The sequence below is a fragment of the Roseateles sp. P4_D2 genome (genome assembly GCF_056401875.1).
The window spans coordinates 92,267-109,893 of record NZ_JBFUIM010000016.1 but is presented as its reverse complement, the minus strand read 5'-3'; the positions used below and the strand labels follow the sequence as shown (position 1 = coordinate 109,893).

The following is a 17,627-nucleotide window of genomic DNA, read 5'->3' as shown; positions in this document are numbered from 1 at the left end:
CGAGCCGGCAACGCCGCAGCGCCCCGCAACTCGCCCCGGCGCGGGCCACGCCTCTGCCGCGCAGACTCCTAGCCAAGCGCCAGCGTGTCGGCCCAGATGTTCTCGGCCCAGGCCAGCGCGATCCCAGCCTCGGCCGACGTCGCGGCCGGCGACACGCCCCCGGCACCGGGCACCGCCTTCATCGTCTTTTCTGCCGCGTCGTACTGATGGACGGAAGCCACATGCATGGCCTCGGTCGGCGTGACAAAGCTGTAGCAGGTGTTCATCACCACCGGCGCCGGGTTCACCGCCTCACCCTTGAGCAACTGCAGCACGGCCGCCGCCGCGAGCTTGGCCTGCTGGTTGGCGAGATGGCCCGACTTGGGCATGCCCGGCGCCGAGAAGATCGCGTCGCCGACGACATGCACGCCCTGCGCGGCCTGCGCCTGCATCGTCAGCCAGTCGATGCCGACCCAGCGGCGATTCACGTTGGCAAAGTCGCGCGCCAGATCGCCGGCACGCTGCGGCGGGATCAGGTTCAGCACATCGGCCTTGACGTCCTCGAACTCGAAGCGCGCCGTGCCGTCGGCCAGCACTTCCTTCAGCTCGGCATTCGGCCGGTACTCGAGCACGCCGGCATGGTGTTGCGCAAAGGCGCGCTCGAACAGGGCCTTTTTGCTCTGGATCTCTGGGTTGGCGTCCAGCACCAGCAGCTTGGCGCGCGGCTTGGCGCGACGCAGATACGAGGCGATCAGGCAGGCCCGCTCATAGGGCCCTGGCGGGCAGCGATAAGGCGCCTTGGGAATACTCATCAGCACGACACCGCCATCGGGCAGGGCTTGCAGCTGGCGGCGCAGCGCCAGCGTCTGGGCGCCGGCCTTCCAGGCATGCACGGCACGGCCGCTGTCGAAGGCGGCGGCGAGGCCGGGCACGGCGTCGTTCATGAAGTCGATGCCGGGCGACAGGATCAAGCGGTCCCAGCCCAGGGTGCTGCGGTCGGCCAGCTGCAGGGTCCTGGCCGCGGGGTCGATGCCCACGACCTCGCCACGCACGCGCTTGACGCCCTGGGCCTCCAGGCCCGCATAGCCATGGCTGATGCTGAGCGGGTCGCGCACGCCGGCGAGTACGAGGTTGGACATCGGGCAGGAGATGAAGCCTTCGTTGCGCTCGACCAGGGTGACGTCGACCGCCGCGCCGCCCCAGAGCTTGAGATAGCGGGCCGCGGTCGCGCCGCCAAAGCCGCCGCCGACGACAACGACTCGGGCAGTCGGGCCCGATGGCGTTGCACAACCCGCCAGCGCCAAGCCACCGGCCACGACCAACTGGCGCCGCGCAATCATGGCTTGGCCTGCACGGCGAAGTAGGCGGCGACGAGGCGCAACTGCTCCTCGGTAAAGCCCTTGACGATCTGCGGCATGACGGTGCCGGCCTGCCTACCGCTGCGGTAGTCGGCCAGCAGCTCCAGCATCACGTCGGCCTTCATGCCAGCCAGCGGCGGTATCGCCTGGTTGCGTGGTCGGCCGTTGTTGGCATGGCAGTTGGCACAGGTGGCCGCAAGGCTGCGGCCGACATTGAGGTCTTGCGCCAGCGCCGGGGCGCAGAGCAACAGCAGCAACCAAGCCTTCATTCACAACTCCTCAGAGTTTGTGCGAGCGGTCTCCGCGACTGAATCCGAGCGCATCGAAAGTACCGCTCAGCGGCGCGAAGCCGATCACCTTGAACAGCTCGCCCATCTCATGCTCGGCCAGCAGGCGGTGGGCCATGGCGCGCTCGCCCAGGCTCGCCCCGTGCAGCAGATCGGCGATACCGCAGTTGAGCAGGAAATTGGCCTGGCTGGTGTAGCCCAGCACGACAAGGCCGGCGTCCTGGCCGGCCAGCGCAATGCCGGTGAAGTTGACGTGGGCCGTGATGTCCTTGTCGCCCACGGCCACCAGCGGATCGGCATCGGCCAGGTGGCCCTGGTGGCACATCAGCGTGCCGCCGTGGCGCTGCGGGTGGTAGTACTCGGCTTCGGGGAAGCCATAGTCGATGAAGAAGGCGGCGCCGCGTTTCAGGGTCCGGGCGAGGGTCGCAACGAAGGCCTCGCCCTGCGGGTGGATCTCGGTGACGGTGCCCGGCACCATGCCCGCCTCCAGCGGCGGGCGCAACATGCTGGCGCGGTCTTCAAAGGCAAAGCCCTCGCCCGCCGAGACCACACCGCGCTCGCGCCAGACCTGGCCGTCGAAGGCAAGGAGCTGGACCGGCATCGCATCCAGCACCTCGTTGCCGATGACGACAGCCTCCAGTTCGGCGGGCAACGCGTCCAGCCAGTCGACGCGCCCCCCCCAATGCGAAAGGCGTTCGCGCTGGCGCTCGCGCAGTTCGGCCGACAGCTCCACTATTGCGTAGCGTGCCAGGCCCGCGCCCAATGCATCCAGCTCCGCGATCAACTGGGCCGCCAGTGCACCCGAGCCGGCACCGAACTCGATGACATCGCGGCAGCCGCTGGCGTCCATGGCTTGGGCGAGCTGGCGAGCCAGCGCGCGGCCGAACAGCGGCGACATCTCGGGTGCCGTGACGAAGTCCGAGCCCTCGCTGGGCATCTGGCCGAACTTGCGCCGGCCGCCGGCGTAATAGCCCAGGCCCGGCTCGTACAGGGCCATGCTCATGAAACGGTCGAAGCCCAGCCAGCCGCCGGCTGCGGCGATCTCGGCGTGGATCTTGTCGGCGAGCTTCACCGCGCCATTCATCGAGCTTTCACCCAGGCTTCGAACTCGGCCAGCGGCATCGGCGCGCCGACCAACTCGCCCTGGAACTGCTGGCAGCCCCAGCCAGCCAGCAGCTGCCACTGGGCCGCGGTGCGCACGCCTTCGGCCGTGACGGTCAACCCCAGGCCGACGGCCATCTGCACGATGGCCCGCGTGATGGCCTGGGCACCGACATCGTCGGGCAAGCGGGCGACGAAGCCCTGGTCGATCTTGAGCTTGTCCAGCGGCAGCTCCGTCAGGTGGGCCAGCGAGGTGTAGCCGGTGCCGAAGTCGTCGACCGACACCGTCAGCCCGAGAGCACGCAGCTGGGCCAGCGTCGCCGGCGCATGCGTGATGTCATCGATGAGCATGCGCTCAGTCAGCTCCAGCTCCAGCCACTGTCCTTCGGCGCCGGATTCCTGCAACACCCGCTTGACCGTGTCGGCAAAACCATCGAGATGGAACTGGATGCGCGACAGGTTGACGGCGATGCGCATGGCGCCATGGCCGCGGGTCAGGCCGTTCTCGCGCCAGCGCCGTGCCGTTGCGGCGGCTTCGCGCAGCACCCATTCGCCGAGGTTGAGCATCAGGCGGTGGCGCTCGGCAACGAAGATGAAAGCGTCCGGCGCCAGCAGGCCACGCCGCGGGTGGCGCCAGCGCAGCAGCGCCTCGGCGCCCGACAGCTGGCCCGTCGTCGCCTCGACCTGGGGCTGGAAGAAGAGTTCGAACTCGTTGCGCGTCAGGCCTTGGGCCAGCTCGGCTTCGAGCACGATGTCGGCATAGGCGGCCTCGGCCAGCGAGGATTCGAAGAACTGGTAGGTCGCGCGGCCGCGGGCCTTGGCGAGGTACATGGCCGTGTCGGCATGCTGGATGAGGTCATCCGCCTGCCGGCCATCGTCCGGGTAGACGGCCACGCCGATGGAGGGCGTGACCGACAGCGCCCGGCCATCGGCCTTGACGGGCACTTCGACGACCGACAGCAGGGCCTCCAGCACGACGACGATGTCGGCGCGACTGGTCAGGTCGCTCAGCAGCACGATGAACTCGTCGCCACCGAAGCGGCCGACGAGGTCGCTGTCGCGCAGCGCACCGACGATGCGCTCGGACACCGTCGTCAGCACCTGGTCGCCCTCGAGATGACCCAGGGAATCGTTGACGCGCTTGAAGTTGTCTAGGTCGATGAAGAGCAGGGCCAGCATCTCGCCCTTGCGCTCGGCGCGGCGCATCTGCAGGGCCATGCGGTCCATGAAGGCCGCGCGGTTGAGCAGGCCGGTCAGGACATCGTGATGGGCCAGGTGCTGGATGCGCGCCTCGTTGGCGAGGCGGTCGCTGATGTCGCGCACGACGGCCATGCGCAGCTGCTCGCCGTCGCGCTCCATCGTGCGCATGATGAGCTCGACCGGAATGCGTGAGCCGTTGCAGTGCGTGACGGCGGTCTCGTAGCGAAGCTCCTGCCCTCGCAACATGACCTCGCGGACCTTGGGCAGTTCGTCGGCGTCGACATAGGACAGCACGTGCTTGCCGATCAGTTCGTCCGCCGACCAGCCCAACATCTTGCACAGGGGCTGGTTGACGTCGGTCATGATGCCGTCGCGGTGGAAGAGGATGCCCTCCACCGTGGCCTGCATGAACTTGTCGAGCCTGGCCTCCGATTCCCGCAGCCGGCGCTCGGCCAGGCGATGGCGCGTGATGTCGTAGACCAGGACCCAGCTGCCCAGCAGCGTGCCCTGGCTGTCGAACTGCGGAATCAGGTGGATCTCGAGGAAGGACAGCTTGCCGCCGGGCTGGATCAGCTCGCGCTCGTAGACGACCGGCTTGAGGTCGCGCACCAGTTGTTCGACCGACACGCGCACATGCTCGTAGGCCTCGGATCCGACGATCTCGCTGAAGTGCTTGCCGACGATGGAGTCCTGCGTCAGCTTGAAGGCCTCGGCATAGCCACGGTTGGCAAAGAGGCAACGATGGTCGGCGGCACCGTACAGCGCGATCCAGGCCGGCACATGATCGGCCAGCATGCGAAAGCGCGCCGCGTCCAGGGCCTGGCGCTCGAGGTCGAGTTCCCTGGGTGAGCTCACTGGTGCACCCTTCGGCCTACGGCCTGTCCCGCCAAGCGGGAGCGAGCTTGCTTGGGGCGGCCCGGCGCGGCGCTCATCAGTCGTTCACCGTCCGCAGGGCCAGACACAGGTCGTCCCAGGCGCCGGCCTTGTCCGCAGGCGAGCGCAGCAGGTAGGCCGGGTGGTAGGTGACGATGACGGGCAGGTCGCGCCAACGGTGCACGCGGCCGCGCAGCTTGCCCAGGGGTTCGGTCAGGCCAGTCAGCCGGCGCGCCGCCTGCAGGCCCATGGCCAGCACGACGCGCGGGCGCAGCAGCTCGGCCTGGCGTGCCAGCACGGCCTCGCAGGCATCCAGCTCGCCGGGCTGGGGGGCGCGGCCGCGCGGCGGGCGGCACTTGACGATCGAGGTCACGAAGGCGGTCGCTTCATCACCCGTGCGGCGTTGGCCGGCGGCGCTCAGCATGCGGTCCAGCAGCCGGCCCGTATCACCGCCGAGCGCTTCGCCGGAGGCGTCGTCGCCTTCATCGGGCGGATCGGTGACGACCAGCCATTGCGCCTGCTGCAGGGCGCCGTTGCCGAAGACGGCGTTGCGGCGCTGCTCGCACAGGCCGCATGCCCGGCAACTCGAGACGGCCTCGCGCAGCGCCGGCATATCCAGGTTGGCGAAGCTCGATGGCGCCGACGGCGCTGCCACACGCACGATGACAGGCGGCGGCGCGGCAACGACGATGGGCTCCGGCTCGGCTTCGACGACTTCGGCGGCCACTGCCGAAGCAGCCGGCAGCCGATAACCCATCTCGGCCAACATGGCCCGCTGGCGCTGGTCCCAGCTCATGCCGTCACCGAGAAACTCATCAGGATGGCATCCTCGCGCGGCCCCTGCTGCACCGGGTAATACGCGCGGCGCCTGCCGACCTCGGCGAAGCCGTAGCGCCGGTAGACCTCGCGGGCGCGCTCGTTGCCGACGCGCACCTCCAGCCACAGCTGCGTCAGGCCGCGGCGGCGGCATTCGCCCACCAGCCGGTCCAGCATGGCCACCGCCAGGCCGCGCCCCTGCCAGGCCGGCACAACGGTGATGTTGAGCAGGTGCATCTCGTCCACGCCCGGCATGGCGACCCAATAACCGAAAAGCTCGGCGCGCGGCCCGCGCAGCACCTCGGCCGGGTAGGCGGCCGCCAGCGAGTCGACGAAATTGCCATGCGTCCACGGCACCGGGTAGGCCTGGCGCTCGACGGCGATGATCTCGGTCAGGTCGGGCACCCGCATGGCCTCGGCCTCGAAGGGCGGCAGGCTGCGCTCCAGCAATGCGTTCATGACTTGAGTTCTCGCTCGGCCGTCGTCAGCGCGACCTTGTCGCGCACATAGACGGGCAGGGCCTCGGCCGCGTCGCGCATCTCGCCACGCTGCCAGGCGGCCAGAGCCAGGGTACCCAGGGCTGCAGCGCGCGAACGGGCCTGCGGCCAGGTCTGCGGCAACACGCCCAGGGCCTCGGCATATTCGGTCAGGGCCGTGCCGGCGACGGCCGCGGGCGTCCCCCAATGAGCGGCCAGCGCCGTGGGCTTGTACAGAGCTGGCGCCTCGACGGTGCCCCAAGCGCCATCGGCCCAGCGGTAGCGGGCCGCATAGATCTCGCCGATACGCGCGTCCATCGCCACCCAGAGGTCGTCGCCAGCGCCTTGCGCACGAGCGTCCTCGGCGACCACCATGAGGCTGTCGATAGCCAGCACCGGCCGGTCCAACCCGAAGGCCAGGCCCTGCGCGACGGCGCAGGCGGTGCGCAGCCCGGTGAAGGCGCCGGGGCCCTGCCCGAAAGCGATGGCGTCCAGGTCGGCCATCGCGATGCCCGCGCCGGCCAGCAGGGCCTTGACCTCGGGCAGCATGCGTGCCGACGCCTGCGCCCCGCCCTGAGCCTCGAAAACCCGAGTCTGCCCCTCGGCCACGAGGGCCAGGGCCATCGTGTCGGTGGAGCTGTCGAGAGCCAGGAGGGAAGGCATCAACCCAGTGTAACTTTCGGGTCATGCGCAGACAGGCGATGGGATGGGTGTTGGCGGGTTGGATCCTGGGGGTACAGGCGGCGGAACCATTGCCGCTGTCGGTCCAGGTCGCGCTGCGCCAGGCCCAGGTGCCGGCCACCGCTCTGGGCGTGTTCGTGCAGGCCCTGGATGAACCCCGGCCCCGCCTGGCCTGGCAGCCAGACATGCCACTGAACCCCGCCTCACTGACCAAGCTCGTCACCAGCATGGCGGCGCTGGACACCCTGGGCCCGGCCTGGCAATGGCAGACGCCGGTCTGGCTGACCGAGGACGGCGGCCTGGCCATCCAGGGCAGCGGCGACCCGCGCCTGTCCACCGAGCGCGTCTGGGGGGCGCTGAAGCGCCTGGGCATCAGCGAATTGCGCGGACCGCTGCGCCTGGACCGCAGCGCCTTCACGCCCGGCGCCGCCGAGCCCGGTGACTTCGACAACGAGCCCTGGCGCGTCGGCAATGCGCTGCCCGAGGCCTTGCTGCTGAACTTCAAGGCGGTCAGCTACACGATCCGCGTCGAAGGCATGCAGGCCCGCATCAGCGCCGACCCGGCGTTGGACCCACCCCAGACCGTGCCGACGACGGCCGGGCCCTGCGGCGACTGGCGCGGCGCGCTGAAGCTGCAATGGGCTGCCGGCCAGCGCCCGCGCTTTGCCGGCAGCTATGCGGCGGCCTGCGGCGACCTGACCTGGACCCTGGCCGATCCCGACCCGGCCACCTATCCGGCGCGGCTGCTGGCGCTGATGCTGCGCGAAGCCGGCATCGCCTGGCGCGGCGAGGCCATCGTCGACGCACCAGCGCCCGCCAGCGCGCCCACGCTGCTGTGGCCCGGCCCGACGCTGGCCGAGGCGCTGCGCGATATGAACAAGGCCAGCAGCAATCTCACGGCCCAGCAGGTGTTGCTCAGCACCGCGCGCGCCGCTGGCGTGCCCGCGCCCTCACCCGACACGGCGGCAACCTGGCTGCAGGCCTGGCTGGACGCGCATGCCGGCACGACGCCACCGACCCGCGTGGTCAACGGCTCGGGCCTGGCCCGCGAGACGCGCATGAGCCCGGCCCAGCTGGCAGCGCTGCTACGCTGGGCCTGGGGCCAGCCCTGGATGCCTGAGCTGTTGGCCTCGCTACCGGTGGCAGGGCTGGACGGCACGCTGTCACGCCAGCCCGGGCGCTTTGGCGCTGCGGCCGGGCGGGCGCATCTCAAGACCGGTTCGCTGCGCGACGTCGTCGCGCTGGCCGGCATCGTCGATGCGCCCTCGGGCAAGCGCTGGGTGCTGGTTGCCATCGTCAACCACCCACAGGCCCAGGCCGCGCGCGGCGTGCTGGATGCAGTATTGCGCTGGGTGGCGCAGGACGCGCCGGAGGGCAAGGCCGGGCGCTGACGCGCAGGTCAGGCGTCGCTCTCAGCGGCGTAGGGCTCGACGCCCTGGCCCGTGAACCAGGTGTCCCGCTCAGACACATGGCCGCCGCCGACGGCGTTGTAGTTCACCGTGAGTTCCTCATCGGTGGCAATGTCGCGGATGGCCACGAAGCGCAGCAGCCGCAATTCGACATCGGCCTCGTAGCGCATATTGGCCGGGTTCTCATGGTTGTACATGCTGCCGTAGCCGAGAGCCAGGCAATGGCCGCTCGTGGTGTGAGCCAGCACGCCCCAGTTGAAGAGCAGTTTTCTGACCTCCTCGGGAATCGACGTGTAGGAGCCGGTGAACAGCACGACAGGGCAGGCCTCGACGGTCTCCCCCTTGGCATGAGGCCGTGACGCATAGGCGCCGCGGCCTTTGGTCGTGCCCGTGTCCTTGATGTAGACGCTGGGGGATTGGATGGTCATGAGGCGGATTCTCGCTATCCCCGCGCCCGAGCTTGTGCAGCGAGAGCCGCGCCGCGGTAGGAGGCCACCTACCGGCAGCTTCAACGGCGTCCGACCATCCGCGACGGGCCGCCTCACTAAAGTGCACTGACGAGATGGGGCGCCGCTCCATCCCTGACAGGAGCCGCTATGTCCTTCCTGCTCTATATCGTTGGCCTGGCCGTGCTGCTGGGCGGCTTGGCCTGGGCCCTGATCACGGCCGGCCTGGCCGCCACCTATGTCGCCATCGCCTGTCTCATCGTCGCCGGTGTCGGCATCATGATGGCCGTGTCCCGCACCCGGGCCAAGGATCCGCCGGCCTGACGGCCTGACGTCAGGGCGCCGCTAGCGGGCGGTCGAAGGCATTGGGCCGAGAAATCGGCCTGCCGCGCCCGCCATTCGCGCAGCGCCGCTGCCATTCGCCCACTTCAGCCGGCCATTCGCCCGCCGGCTGGGTCGAAGCCAGGAGATCGGCCCGAGCATGGCCGTCATGAACCTCCGACGCACCCTCCGCGACAACCGCGGCTTCATCCTCTTCCTGCTCAGCTTCGCGCTGTTCCGCACCGCGGTGGCCGACTGGAACCCCATCCCCTCGGGCTCGATGCGGCCGACGCTGCTGGAAGGCGATGTCGTGCTCGTCAACCGCCTGGCCTATGACCTCAAGCTGCCGCTGACCGACGTCGTGCTGCTGCCACTGGGTGAGCCCCAGCGCGGCGATGTCGTCACGCTGAGTTCGCCGGCCGGCGGCACGCGGCTGATCAAGCGCATCGTCGGCCTGCCGGGCGATCGCGTCGAGATGCGCGACGACGTGCTGATCCTCAATGGAACGCCGCTGAGCTACAGCGGCAACCAGTCTCATGGCGAGGCGGTGGCGCCCGGCTGGGTCATGGACGCGGTGCGCTCCACGGAGGACCTTGACGGCCGGCCCCATGCTGTCCAGTTCCTGCCGGCCCTCAGCGCGCGGCGCAACTTCGCCGAGCTCACCGTGCCGGCAGGGCAGTATTTCCTGCTCGGCGACAACCGCGACAACAGTGAGGACTCGCGCTTCATCGGCACGGTGCCACGCGAGAAGCTGATCGGTCGAGCCCATCACGTCATCGTGGCGGCGGACTGGCTGGGCGAGGACGGCTGGCGGATGGCGCCGCGCTTCGAACGCTGGGTGTCGGCGATCCGCTGAGTGCATGCTTGTCGCAGGCCGTGACCAAGCCCACACCTTTTGCGCCGCCCATCGACCGGCGCCCGTCGAAAGCCGAAGAAGCGGTGTTTTTCGGCACGGGTTTGAGGTGCGGCGGTTCTATCTTCGCGGCCATGACATCCCGCCGCCACCGCCGCTCGCTCCCGCTGCCCAGCTTCGGCCCACGCCGCGTCAGCTGCCCCGAGGGGTCGGTGCGGCTGGTGATCGAGGAGCAGTGGACCTGCGAGGAACGCCCGATGCAGGCCGAGCTGCAGCTGCTGGAGCGCTTCTCGGCGCTGATGGCCGCCCAGGGCTGGCCCGCGCATGTGTCACGCATGGCCTATGACCGCATCTACGCCGGCGAGCGCTTCGGCTTCGCCAAGCGAGCCGGCCGGGGCGAACTCCCTGCCCTGGCACGAGAGCTGATCCTGTGCTGGCGCGCCAACCGCAGCGAGCCAGTGCAGGGCTGAGTCTCAGGCCGCTCGCGTGCCCTGCGGGGGCTGCTGGTCAAGCACCTGCGCAACATGGATCTGTGCCCGTAGCGCCGTAGCGCCGTAGCGCAGAACGGTAAGGCTTTGTTCAGTCCGGTTAATGGCGCAAGGATTGCTCACAGCTCGGTACGTTCGTCCGTGAAGGACTGCCTACATTCGCACCACTTTCTTATCCACGAGACTACCGATGTCGAGACTTTCGCCCCTGATCGTCGCCAGCAGCGTCATGTTGCTGAGCGCTTGCGCCACCAAGGATTTCGTCAAAGAGACAGTCGCTCCGGTGCAGACCAGCGTGGACGGCCTCGGCACCCGGGTGCAGGCGCATGACGAGGGCCTCAAGGCCCTGGATGGCCGGCTGCAGGGCAGCGAGGCACGCATGCTGGCCCTTCTGCAGCAGGAGGCTGCAGCGCGAACCCAGGCCTTCAACAACCTGCCCAAGCCGCCCGGCCTGCTGATGAGCACCGTGCTGACCGATGACAAGGTCAAATTCAAGTCGGGCCGCTTCCAGCTCACCGAGCAGGCTGGCCAGGAACTCGATCAACTTGTCGCCAAGCTCAAGGCCGACAACCAGCCGGTGTTCATCGAAATCCAGGGCCACACCGACGCGACCGGCAGCGACACGATCAACCAGCAACTGGGTCTCAAGCGAGCCGAAGCCGTGCGCCTGCACCTGTCTCGCGCCGGCTTGCCGCTGGCGCGCATGGCTACGATCAGCTACGGCGAATCTGCGCCCCTGGCCGACAACAGCAGCCGCGAAGGCCGCAGCACGAACCGGCGGGTTCAGCTGATCGTGATGCGCTGAGCTGGAGGGGAAGCCGCAACGCGATTGCGGCACTACAGCTGGACAACGACCAAGCCGCAGGCAGAAGCGATGCCTGAGCGCATCGCGCTCCCTTCCTGCGGCTGAACTGTTCCTGAAGCGGTGGCCAGACTGAAGAGGCATTGGGCGTTGATACCGCGTCCCAGCCCACTGTGTCGTCCGCCGCGGAACAGACTATTTCGCAGGCGAGAAAGAGGTTGGCGCCAAGAACGAGTTGTCCATCTTCGCAACAATCGGTCCGGCTGCCTCGCTCGCCTTTCTGACCTCGACCCATTCGGGATCGGCGACAAACTTGCTCCACTTGACCTCACGATCGGCCATGCTCTCCCAGACAAGCATGTAGGTGAGCGCGTTGCTGTCAGGTCCGACTGCCGTCGTCCAATATCCGAGTTGACGAATTCCCAGCCGGTTCCAGATGCCCACGGTGTGATCGCGAAATCTTGCAAGAACGTCGGGTAGCCGGCCAGGCATTGCCGTATAGACGCGCAGTTCGTAGATCATCGACATCAGTCCTGGGAAGATTGTTGCGAGTTGACGGGGTGGCGGGCGTGACCGCCAGGCTCACATTGTGCTGTCCAAGCGCGCGTGCTGGCGTCGCCAGGAAGACGCCTGCCAAGAAAGCGGGCAAGTTGAAGGGGCGTCCTGGACCGGGTTGCTGCCGACTTCCAGCCGTGGCGACGCCGAGCTTGCGGACGGCCCGGTGCTACAGTGCGCCGCTCGTTCACCCCGCCGCCGGTCAGTGTCCGCCTCGACACCCAAGCCTTCCCAGCCGACGAAAAGTCGTCGTCACAGATTGCCCACGCTCGCTGACGTCGCGCGAGAAGCTGGCGTGTCGGATGTCGCGGCCTCCTGCGCGCTCAACGCCGGCAAAGGCTCGACGCGCGTATCCATGGAGACGCGCGAACGGGTGCTGGCGGCGGCGGAGCGCCTGCGCTACCGGCCAAACGCGACGGCACGCGCACTCAGCCGTCAACGGGCCAACGCCATCGGCTTCGTCGCGAACATTGCCAATGAGGAGCCCAACCTCTACTTCCTGGAGGTGTTCAACGGCGTTGTGCGGGGCGCGACGGAGGCCGAGCAGGCCACATGCGTCTTCCCGCTCAGCGGCTGGGAAGAAGCGCCCAAGCGCATCCCCGCGCTGTGTGACGGCCGCGTCGATGGGCTGGTCGTGCTGGCGCCGTATCTGGAAGATGACTGCACGAGCTGGCTGCCTCCCCATACGCCCTTGGTCACGATCCATGCGGGAATGCAGCTGCAGGGCCAGGTGAACGTCGAGGCGGACGACGAGGCGGGCGGCTTTGGCATCGTGCGCCACATGCTTGATCTCGGCCATCGCCATATCCTGTGCGTGGGCGGGCCGCCGCACACCAAGGGTGCGGACCGCCGCGTCGAGGGCTTCTTGCGCGCGCATGCCGAAACCGGCGTCGAGGTCGCTGCCGACCATGTGATCCGTACCTGGTTCACCGTGCAGGGCGGCCGACAGGCGATGGAGACGTGGCTGCAGGGCCACCGCGGTGAACGGTTGCCCGAGGCCATCTTCTGTGGCAACGACGCCATCGCGTTCGGTTGCATGGAAGCGCTGGAGGCGCGGGGGCTGAGCGTGCCTCGGGATATTTCGATCGCCGGCTTTGACGATACCTTGCTGGCCCGCACCCTGCGCATGACGACCGTGCGCCAGCCCCTGCTCGAAATGGGTCGTCATGCGGTCAACGTCCTCATGCAATTGATCGAGGCGCAGCGCAGTGGACAGATGTACGAGGGCCCGCGCAATATCGTCCTGCCCGTCGAGATCCTTCCCGGCCGGACGTTGATCGCCCCTGCGCGCGGCGCGGTGCTGACGATCTCCTGAAGCTGTAAGCAGGTGCAGCGGCGCCGATGGGTTTCCCCTAATTAGTTCGGTTGTCGACCGAATTAAGATGACCTCGCGGCACTGCTGCAATTTTTTTCGCCGAATGATTCGGCGTCGAATCAATCCTCGCATGGTGCTCACGCCGACCTGCCAAGCCTCCGACCGACCGGATCGACCGGCGGCGGTCGCCATGCACGCCCACACCACGTCGAGCAGCCGCGGGCCATCCTGCCCGCGCCGTTTTGAGCCCAGCCTGGCCCGCAGGACCTGGTGCTGGCACTGCCTCCGGCAGTCCATCGATGTCGTCGGGATGTAGCCATGCATTGAAGCTGCATCTTTCACAACGCTCGTGACCGGAGGAGACAACCGGCCGAGCACTTTTCAACCTTGAAAGGTAGAACATGAGAACCTTGATACCCGCACTGCTGCTCGCCTTCGGCGCGAGCGCAGGCACCCTCGCGCAGGCGCAAAGCTGCGGCAGCGGCGGCGGCGCCACCGTCTGCCTGAGCGCCAACGGCTCGGCCAACGACAACCAACTCAGCTGGACCGTCAGCGGCAACGTCTCTCGCCTGGAGGTCTACCGCGACACGGACAGCGACCCCAACGGCCGCACCCGCATCGCCGTACCCGCCACCAACGCCAGGAGCTACGCCGACGGCTCGGCCAACACCGGCACGCCCTACTGGTACTGGGTCAAGTTCACGACCAGCGCCGGCAGCTACAACTCCGGCTCGGCCTCCGCCACGCGCGGCAGCAGTTGCGCGCCGACCGCCGTCACGCCGTGGGTCAACGTCAATGGCACGTGGACGCAGACCGCCTCGGGCACCGTCACCGCCGGCAGCTCGGCCATCCTGGGGCCGCAACCGATCTCCGGCGGCATGTGGACGTGGAGCGGCTGCGGCACCGCGGGCGGCTCGCGCGAGCAGACCATCACGCCTACTGCCAGCTGCACGGCCACCGCCACGTATACCAACAGCTGCGGCGCCAAGAGCAATCAGGCGTTCGTGATCACCGTGCCAGGCTCCATGCGCGACCTGACGAGCGTCCAGCTGTCGCAGCAGATGTCCCCCGCCTGGAACCTCGGCAACACGCTGGACGCGGTGCCGGCTGAAACGTCCTGGGGCAACCCCGTGGCGAGCCAGCAGTTGCTCAACGCGGTGAAGGCGGCCGGCTTCAAGACCGTGCGTATTCCCGTCACCTGGAACCAGTACGCCGACGCCGACGGCAACATCAACCCGAGCTGGATGGCGCGCGTCACCCAGGTCGTCGGTTACGCCCGCAACGCCGGCCTGTATGTCGTGCTGAACACCCATCACGAAGGCGACTGGCTGATTCCGACCTACGCCCGCCAAGCCAGTGCCAACGCGCGCCTGGCCCGGATGTGGACGCAGATCGCCAACAACTTCAAGGACTACGACGACTACCTGCTGTTCGCCGGCACCAACGAGATCATGGTCGCTGGCGACTACAACCCGCCGACGGCCGAGTACCAATCCGTCCAGAACGGGTTCAACCAGGTCTTCGTCAACGCGGTGCGGGCCACGGGTGGCAACAACGCCAAGCGCCATCTCGTCGTGCAGGGCTTCAACACCAACATCAACGCGACCTACGACGGCTTCGTCAAGCCCACCGATCCGGCGACGAACCGGATGTTCATCGAAGTGCACTTCTACGATCCGTTCAACTTCGCGCTGAACGACAAGAGCGGCATCTGGCAGTGGGGTTCGATCGCGACCAATCCGGCCGCAACCGAACCCTGGGCCCACGAAGCTTACGTGGACGCGCAGTTCCAGAAGATGAAGTCCCGCTTCGTCGATGCCGGCATGCCCGTGCTGATGGGCGAGTACGGCGCCATCCTGAGGACCGAGTACGACCCGGCCGGCACCTACCGCACCTACTGGACCAAGTACGTGACCAAGTCCGCCTACCAGCACGGCATCGTGCCGACATGGTGGGACCCGGGCTACACCACCAACCACGCGACGGGCCTGTTCGATCGCTCGACCAGCGCTCAGTCCTTCCCGGACTTGATCAAGACCATCGTCGACAACGCCAAGTGACGTCATGACATCACGGTGGTGACACCGTGAGCCCGCCGCGGATGGTGTCCGATGACCGGGCCACCAACCGCGGCGGACCCAGTTTTACAGCGTTAAAGCCTGTCCCGCTGCCTGGCACCTTGGCGCGATGTCGGGCGACAGGCCACTCGCCCAAGGGTGGCCCGCAAGGACCTGCTGAGCCTGCCGTTGGCTCGCGGCCATGGTGCGGCGCCCTGGCCGCCCTTCAAGGAACCAGACCCCTTTCCTTGTGAACAAGTTCAGTCAACGACTCGCCGCCCTTTGCGTCCCTGCGGTCGGCTTGGCAGGTTGCGGCGGCAACAGCGCAGGCAGCGACACGACGCCCCCGCCGTCGGCGGCGGGTCGCCGGCCCAGGCCAGCGCTTTCGAATGGAAATCCGGCGAGCCCCTGATCCAGCCGCCGGCTGAGGCGAGCCGCCCTATCGGCTGGGCTTGATCGTCGCCACCGCCCCCAACGCCATCAGCGAGTTGTGCACGAAATGAACAGCCGCGGCTGCAGGAGCCAATGCCTGCTCCGTGATCAGCGCCGCCGCGCCATAACAGTCAACGAACCACACATCTTTTCCGCCATGAAGTACAGCAAACAGCTCACCGTTCTCTCCATCGTCACCGCGACCCTGGTGGCGGGCTGTGGCGGCGGTGGTGGCGACGCACCTGCACCTGCACCTGCACCTGCACCTGCCCCTACACCTGCGCCTTCGGCTGCGCAGGGGCCTTGCGACATCTACGCCGCCGGCGGCACGCCGTGCGTCGCGGCGCACAGCACGACGCGGGTCCTGCTCTCGACCTATACGGGTCCGCTGTACCAGGTCCTCAGGCAATCGGACAATGCGACGCTCGACGTCACCGCCCTTTCCAGCGGCATCGCCAACGCGGCGCTGCAGGACGCCTTCTGTGCGGGCACGACCTGCCTGATCAGCGTCATCTACGACCAATCGGGGCGCAACAACCACCTCACGCAGGCGCCCCCCGGCTTCTTCAAGGGGCCGGCGGCCGGCGGCTACGACAATCTCGCTGTCGCCAACGCGGCGCCGTTGACGCTCTCGGGCCAGAAGGTCTATGGCGTCTTCATCCCACCAGGAACCGGCTACCGCAACAACGCCACCAATGGCATCGCGGTGGGCGACCAGCCCGAAGGCATGTACGCGGCCCTCGACGGGTGGCATTTCAACTCGGCATGCTGCTTCGACTACGGCAATGCCGAGCCGAGCGGGAACGACACCGGCAATGGCCACATGGAAACGATCTACTTCGGCAACCAGTCCGCCTGGGGCACCGGAGCAGGCCCGGGCCCCTGGATCATGGCGGACCTGGAGAACGGCCTGTTCTCGGGCCGCGACCCGCACCTCAACGCGAATGACCCCACGATCACCAGCCGATTCGTCACGGCCATCGTCAAGGGTGAGCCGAACCACTGGGCCATCCGCGGCGGCAACACACAGGCCGGCTCGCTGTCGACCTTCTATGACGGCGTGCGCCCGAGCGGGGGGTATACGACCATGAGCAAGGAGGGTGCGATCGTCCTGGGCATCGGCGGCGACAACAGCAACGGGGGGCGGGGGACGTTCTACGAGGGCGCGATGACGTCGGGCTATCCGTCGGACGCGACCGAGAACGCCGTCCAGGCCAATCTGGTCGCGGCGAAATACGCGGCCGACATTTCCACGACGCTGGCGGGCCGTGCGATCAAGAATGAGTACAACGGTCTCTGTCTCGACGACTACAACTCGGCCACCGCGGCCGGCTCGCCCGTCGTGCAGTGGACGTGCAACGGGTCGGCGGCGCAGCAATGGAATATCGTGCCTGCGGCCGACGGCTACGTCACGATCGTCAACGTCAACAGCGGCCTGTGCCTCGACGATACCGACGGGAAGACCGCCCCCGGCTCCGCCATCCAGCAATCCACCTGCAACGGCCAGGCCGTCCAGCAATGGCGCCTCGTCAACGCGGACGGCGGCCAGCTCAACATCGTCAACCGCAACAGCAACCTCTGCCTGGATGACTTCAACGGCGGGAAGACCCCCGGCGCGGAAGTACGGCAGTGGCAGTGCACCGGCGGGGTCGTGCAGTGGTGGAGCATTCTTTGACATCGTGCCGGTGGAATTCTTCCCGTTCGGCCTCTACTCCGACGCCGGCTCCTTGACATGCGGCTGGCCGCGCCGCTGATCGCCGGCAACGACCTGTCGAAGATGGACGCCGAGACGCTGCGCATCCTCACCAACAAGGATGTCATCGCCGCCGACCAGGATCCACTGGGCAAGCAAGGCCACCGCACACTGAAGGAAGGCGATCTTGAGGTCTCGGTGCGTCCGCTGTCTGGCGGTGAGCACGCGGTGGTGCTGTTCAACCGCGGCAAGACGCCGGCCAACATGAAGGTGGCTTGGGACCTGCTCCAGTTGCCCATCGACCAGAAGGCCGACGTGAAGGACCTGTGGAGCAAGAAGGTCACGAAGAACGTCAGCGGCAGCTATGGCGGCAAGGTCGCTCCTCACGGCGTGATCATGGTGCGCATCACGCCGCTGCGCTGACGGCGGGCCCACGCGCCGATGGCGGGCAGACCATGATCGCCGTTGCCCATGACGCCGAGCAT

The 17,627-nt window shown here is 67.9% G+C and carries 18 protein-coding genes; 9 read left to right on the top strand and 9 right to left on the bottom strand.

Annotated features, from left to right (window positions below):
* Positions 1-68 precede the first annotated feature (68 nt).
* The 7 genes from AC1DW0_RS25505 to tsaB form a co-directional block, all read right to left on the bottom strand.
* Entirely contained in the window at positions 69-1,319 is a 1,251-nt protein-coding gene (locus tag AC1DW0_RS25505) for an NAD(P)/FAD-dependent oxidoreductase (protein ID WP_477948797.1), read from the bottom strand.
* Complete coding sequence (locus AC1DW0_RS25500; protein ID WP_457447380.1) at positions 1,316-1,606, bottom strand: c-type cytochrome; 291 nt, start codon at positions 1,604-1,606, stop codon at positions 1,316-1,318. Before AC1DW0_RS25500 ends, AC1DW0_RS25505 begins: the two co-directional genes overlap by 4 nt.
* Before the next feature lie 10 nt (positions 1,607-1,616).
* Positions 1,617-2,708 carry a class I SAM-dependent methyltransferase gene (locus AC1DW0_RS25495; protein ID WP_477948794.1) on the bottom strand — a complete coding sequence of 364 codons (1,092 nt, stop codon included), beginning with the start codon at positions 2,706-2,708 and terminating at the stop codon, positions 1,617-1,619.
* Complete coding sequence (locus AC1DW0_RS25490; protein WP_457356180.1) at positions 2,705-4,780, bottom strand: putative bifunctional diguanylate cyclase/phosphodiesterase; 2,076 nt, start codon at positions 4,778-4,780, stop codon at positions 2,705-2,707. The genes AC1DW0_RS25495 and AC1DW0_RS25490 overlap by 4 nt, the downstream gene beginning before the upstream one ends.
* A 76-nt stretch (positions 4,781-4,856) precedes the next feature.
* Positions 4,857-5,594, bottom strand: coding sequence for a uracil-DNA glycosylase (locus AC1DW0_RS25485; RefSeq protein ID WP_477948792.1), 738 nt, complete (start codon positions 5,592-5,594; stop codon positions 4,857-4,859).
* A complete protein-coding gene (rimI, locus tag AC1DW0_RS25480) occupies positions 5,591-6,073 on the bottom strand; it encodes a ribosomal protein S18-alanine N-acetyltransferase (RefSeq protein WP_477948790.1) in 483 nt (160 codons plus the stop codon). Before rimI ends, AC1DW0_RS25485 begins: the two co-directional genes overlap by 4 nt.
* Positions 6,070-6,753, bottom strand: coding sequence for a tRNA (adenosine(37)-N6)-threonylcarbamoyltransferase complex dimerization subunit type 1 TsaB (gene tsaB / locus AC1DW0_RS25475; protein ID WP_477948788.1), 684 nt, complete (start codon positions 6,751-6,753; stop codon positions 6,070-6,072). The genes rimI and tsaB overlap by 4 nt, the downstream gene beginning before the upstream one ends.
* 38 nt (positions 6,754-6,791) lie before the next feature.
* Between tsaB and dacB the strand changes: the two genes are divergently transcribed.
* Entirely contained in the window at positions 6,792-8,162 is a 1,371-nt protein-coding gene (dacB, locus tag AC1DW0_RS25470; RefSeq protein ID WP_477948786.1) for a D-alanyl-D-alanine carboxypeptidase/D-alanyl-D-alanine endopeptidase, read from the top strand.
* Between the two features lie 8 nt (positions 8,163-8,170).
* Here dacB and AC1DW0_RS25465 read toward each other — a convergent pair whose 3' ends face one another.
* The gene (locus AC1DW0_RS25465; RefSeq protein WP_477948783.1) at positions 8,171-8,608 is read right to left on the bottom strand and encodes an SET domain-containing protein-lysine N-methyltransferase; all 438 of its coding nucleotides are present in this window, start codon (positions 8,606-8,608) and stop codon (positions 8,171-8,173) included.
* 168 nt (positions 8,609-8,776) lie between these two features.
* Here AC1DW0_RS25465 and AC1DW0_RS25460 point away from each other — a divergent pair, with 168 nt between their 5' ends.
* The 4 genes from AC1DW0_RS25460 to AC1DW0_RS25445 all read left to right on the top strand — a co-directional run bounded on the left by AC1DW0_RS25460 (position 8,777) and on the right by AC1DW0_RS25445 (position 11,093).
* Positions 8,777-8,950: a hypothetical protein gene (locus tag AC1DW0_RS25460; protein WP_056194453.1), complete on the top strand. Its 174-nt coding sequence runs from the start codon at positions 8,777-8,779 to the stop codon at positions 8,948-8,950.
* A 166-nt stretch (positions 8,951-9,116) separates the two neighbouring features.
* On the top strand, positions 9,117-9,803 hold the full coding sequence (gene lepB, locus AC1DW0_RS25455; RefSeq protein WP_477948781.1) for a signal peptidase I: 687 nt from the start codon (positions 9,117-9,119) through the stop codon (positions 9,801-9,803).
* Positions 9,804-9,934: 131 nt separating this feature from the next.
* Positions 9,935-10,270, top strand: a complete 336-nt coding sequence (locus tag AC1DW0_RS25450; RefSeq protein WP_157281263.1) for a hypothetical protein — start codon at positions 9,935-9,937, stop codon at positions 10,268-10,270.
* 208 nt (positions 10,271-10,478) lie between these two features.
* Positions 10,479-11,093: an OmpA family protein gene (locus AC1DW0_RS25445; protein WP_477948779.1), complete on the top strand. Its 615-nt coding sequence runs from the start codon at positions 10,479-10,481 to the stop codon at positions 11,091-11,093.
* Between the two features lie 192 nt (positions 11,094-11,285).
* On the opposite strand, the gene AC1DW0_RS25440 is transcribed toward AC1DW0_RS25445, so the two are convergent.
* Positions 11,286-11,612, bottom strand: coding sequence for an NIPSNAP family protein (locus AC1DW0_RS25440; protein WP_477948777.1), 327 nt, complete (start codon positions 11,610-11,612; stop codon positions 11,286-11,288).
* A 67-nt stretch (positions 11,613-11,679) separates the two neighbouring features.
* On the opposite strand from AC1DW0_RS25440, the gene AC1DW0_RS25435 reads away from it, so the two are divergent.
* From AC1DW0_RS25435 to AC1DW0_RS25420, 4 genes are all read left to right on the top strand, one after another.
* Positions 11,680-12,960 (top strand): LacI family DNA-binding transcriptional regulator, encoded by a 1,281-nt coding sequence (locus AC1DW0_RS25435; RefSeq protein WP_477948775.1) that lies wholly within the window; start codon positions 11,680-11,682, stop codon positions 12,958-12,960.
* Between the two features lie 401 nt (positions 12,961-13,361).
* Entirely contained in the window at positions 13,362-15,020 is a 1,659-nt protein-coding gene (locus AC1DW0_RS25430; protein ID WP_056194466.1) for a glycoside hydrolase family 5 protein, read from the top strand.
* Between the two features lie 586 nt (positions 15,021-15,606).
* Positions 15,607-17,124 (top strand): arabinofuranosidase catalytic domain-containing protein, encoded by a 1,518-nt coding sequence (locus AC1DW0_RS25425; protein ID WP_477948772.1) that lies wholly within the window; start codon positions 15,607-15,609, stop codon positions 17,122-17,124.
* A gap of 57 nt (positions 17,125-17,181) precedes the next feature.
* Positions 17,182-17,565 carry a hypothetical protein gene (locus AC1DW0_RS25420; RefSeq protein ID WP_477948770.1) on the top strand — a complete coding sequence of 128 codons (384 nt, stop codon included), beginning with the start codon at positions 17,182-17,184 and terminating at the stop codon, positions 17,563-17,565.
* Positions 17,566-17,627: the final 62 nt, after the last annotated feature.

Bases quoted from the DNA above. Each gene is read 5' to 3' on its own strand.
- AC1DW0_RS25500 (WP_457447380.1), bottom strand. From the start codon at position 1,606: ATGAAGGCTTGGTTGCTGCTGTTGCTCTGCGCCCCGGCGCTGGCGCAA.
- AC1DW0_RS25420 (WP_477948770.1), top strand. From the start codon at position 17,182: ATGCGGCTGGCCGCGCCGCTGATCGCCGGCAACGACCTGTCGAAGATG.
- AC1DW0_RS25495 (WP_477948794.1), bottom strand. From the start codon at position 2,708: ATGAATGGCGCGGTGAAGCTCGCCGACAAGATCCACGCCGAGATCGCC.
- AC1DW0_RS25450 (WP_157281263.1), top strand. From the start codon at position 9,935: ATGACATCCCGCCGCCACCGCCGCTCGCTCCCGCTGCCCAGCTTCGGC.
- AC1DW0_RS25440 (WP_477948777.1), bottom strand. From the start codon at position 11,612: ATGATCTACGAACTGCGCGTCTATACGGCAATGCCTGGCCGGCTACCC.
- AC1DW0_RS25465 (WP_477948783.1), bottom strand. From the start codon at position 8,608: ATGACCATCCAATCCCCCAGCGTCTACATCAAGGACACGGGCACGACC.
- AC1DW0_RS25445 (WP_477948779.1), top strand. From the start codon at position 10,479: ATGTCGAGACTTTCGCCCCTGATCGTCGCCAGCAGCGTCATGTTGCTG.
- AC1DW0_RS25505 (WP_477948797.1), bottom strand. From the start codon at position 1,319: ATGATTGCGCGGCGCCAGTTGGTCGTGGCCGGTGGCTTGGCGCTGGCG.
- tsaB (WP_477948788.1), bottom strand. From the start codon at position 6,753: ATGCCTTCCCTCCTGGCTCTCGACAGCTCCACCGACACGATGGCCCTG.
- lepB (WP_477948781.1), top strand. From the start codon at position 9,117: ATGAACCTCCGACGCACCCTCCGCGACAACCGCGGCTTCATCCTCTTC.
- AC1DW0_RS25485 (WP_477948792.1), bottom strand. From the start codon at position 5,594: ATGAGCTGGGACCAGCGCCAGCGGGCCATGTTGGCCGAGATGGGTTAT.
- dacB (WP_477948786.1), top strand. From the start codon at position 6,792: ATGGGATGGGTGTTGGCGGGTTGGATCCTGGGGGTACAGGCGGCGGAA.
- AC1DW0_RS25425 (WP_477948772.1), top strand. From the start codon at position 15,607: ATGAAGTACAGCAAACAGCTCACCGTTCTCTCCATCGTCACCGCGACC.
- AC1DW0_RS25430 (WP_056194466.1), top strand. From the start codon at position 13,362: ATGAGAACCTTGATACCCGCACTGCTGCTCGCCTTCGGCGCGAGCGCA.
- rimI (WP_477948790.1), bottom strand. From the start codon at position 6,073: ATGAACGCATTGCTGGAGCGCAGCCTGCCGCCCTTCGAGGCCGAGGCC.
- AC1DW0_RS25460 (WP_056194453.1), top strand. From the start codon at position 8,777: ATGTCCTTCCTGCTCTATATCGTTGGCCTGGCCGTGCTGCTGGGCGGC.